3 protein-coding genes are annotated in these 2,721 nt (G+C 33.8%); all 3 read right to left on the bottom strand.

Annotation, left to right across the window (positions count from 1 at the left end; translation table 11 throughout):
* Window positions 1-384 precede the first annotated feature (384 nt).
* Window positions 385-822, bottom strand: coding sequence for a hypothetical protein (locus JEM65_RS20770; protein WP_199603618.1), 438 nt, complete (start codon window positions 820-822; stop codon window positions 385-387).
* 7 nt (window positions 823-829) lie between these two features.
* Entirely contained in the window at window positions 830-2,038 is a 1,209-nt protein-coding gene (locus JEM65_RS20765) for an AAA family ATPase (RefSeq protein ID WP_199603616.1), read from the bottom strand.
* Window positions 2,039-2,399: 361 nt separating this feature from the next.
* On the bottom strand, window positions 2,400-2,721 hold a 322-nt coding region (locus JEM65_RS22970), incomplete at its 5' end, for a transposase (RefSeq protein WP_199603614.1).

Genomic DNA, 2,721 nt, shown 5'->3' with positions numbered 1-2,721 from the left:
CAGCGGTTACCTGTTTATTGGTTGGGCGGCAGGCGTCATTTAGGAGGCATGACCATTATTCGGGCTTGTTTACGGAACTCGGGAACCTGAGCCAAAATGCAAAGTGAAATGCACAATAGCACAAACTAGAGGCAGAATAGCGATGTTTGGAACAGGGGCGGACTCATCCGTAGTAGTGAAGAAGTTTCTGTAATGGAAATGGAGCAAAGGGATGAGCTAATTTGATGTACAGCCTGCCAACTTGAAAAAGGATGAGCTATTTTTGTATATTACTTTAGAAGAGCCGTATGATGGGAGACTATCACGTACGGTTCTGTGAGAGGCTCGGGGTGAAACTCCCCTTGTCTACTCGACACTAAACGTTGTAGGTAATTTTAGGAAAATCTACCTTCTAGTTTTTCCTCTATTTTGAATATCCTTTGTTGGCCAAAATTGATGTTCTTTATCTAAAAATACAATGTAAAATATTTCATCTTCAACATAACCAACAACTACTTCTTTACTTTTAGGTTTAATATGTATAACTGCCCAATACGCAGGAGATACGTGTTTTGGCTCTTCAAATTCGGAATCAGGTGGAAACCCAACTTTAGTATATTGTTTTATCGTCTGATTAGCATATACTTGAGTCGTATTATATTGTCCAATTTGTCGCATCATTTGACAAAAAACAGATAATAGCCCTTCCTTTTCCCACGAATCTATAGATTGACCTTGATTAATATCAAGTTTAACCCAACTAAAAGTTATTGTTCTGATTTTTAATCCAACAGCATCTCTTTTTCCGCGTTTTCTCTCGTATCTTCTTGAATTATTACTCATAACTTATTTAATACATTAGTTTTATAAGTTCGTCTGTAATTTCTAAAGTTTCGGCTGCACCAAAAACACTATCAAGGTACTTCTTCCTAAAATCAGAGCTATTTCTAACTACATCAGCGTTAAATTCTGACATAGAATATAATTCAGAAGCACCAAATTTATTTCTATCAACAAACCAAATTTGGTCACGTCTGAACAGGTCTTTATCTAATAATACAGCATCGTGAGCTGTAAATATAAATTGAGCATTTCTAATATTCAATCTATGAAATAATTCTAATAATTTTTTCGATAAATTAGGATGTAATTTTGAATCTACTTCATCTATAAATAGTACTTTACCTAACATTAATGTATCGTAAACAGCACCTAAAAGATAAATCAATTTTTTAGTTCCTTGGCTTTCCTCTCTCTCAAAATCAAAAGCAACTGAATCCACAATAGCATCGTTTTGATCAAACTTATTATGATAAGTAATAATGTTTTTGTCTTTACTTGTGTTTATATTTGTTATTTCTAAAAACTTAACAGCGAGAGATAACCAAGCCTTAAACTCTGGAACGTCATTTAATAAATTCTTTGTGACATTTTTATAATGGCGGTCGTCAAGACCACTAACTACATTTACACTACGAAACCATTTAAAAACTAAACTAGCAACATTAGTGTTGTTTTGTGCTAAATGACTTAAAAATAAAACATTTGAATTAACGTCTTTTTTATATTTATTCCCTTCAGCAAAGCCACTAGCGTTAATCCTAAATTTATTTTCATTCCTTTCAAAAAGAGGTGTTTCTGACTCAACCTTTTTAAACAACCATTCTTTTACAATTTTGTAACCTTTAATTTCAAAACCGTAACGGTATATAATATCATCTTCAGAAAGAAAAGAAACTTCAAAACAAGTTGGTGAATCTTCAGATTCTTCAGTTAATTTAAAGTTAAAATCTTTTCTTCCTCTGTCTTCTTCCTTTTTCAAAGAATCTGCAAATGAATTATGGATTGTTTTTTTCATAAAACCCATAGCAGCAATGAAATTACTTTTACCACCACCATTCTTACCATATACAGCAGCTGTTTTCAATAACTCAAAACCTTTATTTGTTTTAATGATATGTGTATCTCTATGCTCTTTGAATGATTTAACTGGAGTCATCAAAAGCGTTGTTTCATCCTTATAGGATAAAAAATTTGAATATTTAAATTCTATTAGCATTTTTATTGATTTAGCAAGACAAATATATGATTTAAAATAACAAAAATGCCATTTAATGGTAATAATTAACATTAAGATAACAAAACTACCTACAATAACTAAGGATTCGGCTCGCCGATAGGCCAGAGCTGAATACTGTGTTGACGAATCCGGTTGATTTGCCGTCTATGGGTAAAACGTTAAGTTGAGTGAAGGATACTAGAAGGTTGCGCTGGTATTTGTGTTGTCAAAATGTATAGATCTATATTATTGTCTACATTCTTTACAGTTTTCTATTTGTTATGGTTGACAATCCCTGGTTTTTATCGTTTAATTTTAAAGTCAAGACATAGCAGGGCCAGTCCGCATGTGCAGATAATTTTTAATTACTCCTATTCAATTTTCTGTCTTTCAGTAAAACTCGCCAATTTTCGGGAGGCCCACGGTCATTGAACAATAGTATTGTATGCAGTCTTCCCTTTTTACAGAGAGGACACCGGCGGTGCAAAAGCGGCTCTTTTGTTCTGACAGGTTCCACCTTTACCGTAGCCAGTTCTGCCTGTAGTTTTGGCAATTTCTCCTTTTTCCAACTACTGCTCAAAATGCCATAATGACGTATTCGGGTAAATCCCTTGGGTAAAACATGCAGGGCAAAGCGTCTGATAAACTCCTGGCTCGATACCGTTAAATTGACTTTCTTACCT

The organism is Gelidibacter salicanalis, from assembly GCF_016469035.1.
In the GTDB taxonomy this organism is placed as follows: domain Bacteria; phylum Bacteroidota; class Bacteroidia; order Flavobacteriales; family Flavobacteriaceae; genus Gelidibacter; species Gelidibacter salicanalis_A.
Note: the sequence above shows the minus strand (reverse complement) of the source record. Positions and strands in the feature narration are given on the sequence as shown.

Excerpts from the sequence above, each read along its gene's own strand:
- JEM65_RS20770 (WP_199603618.1), bottom strand. The coding sequence starts at position 822 with ATGAGTAATAATTCAAGAAGATACGAGAGAAAACGCGGAAAAAGAGAT.
- JEM65_RS20765 (WP_199603616.1), bottom strand. The coding sequence starts at position 2,038 with ATGCTAATAGAATTTAAATATTCAAATTTTTTATCCTATAAGGATGAA.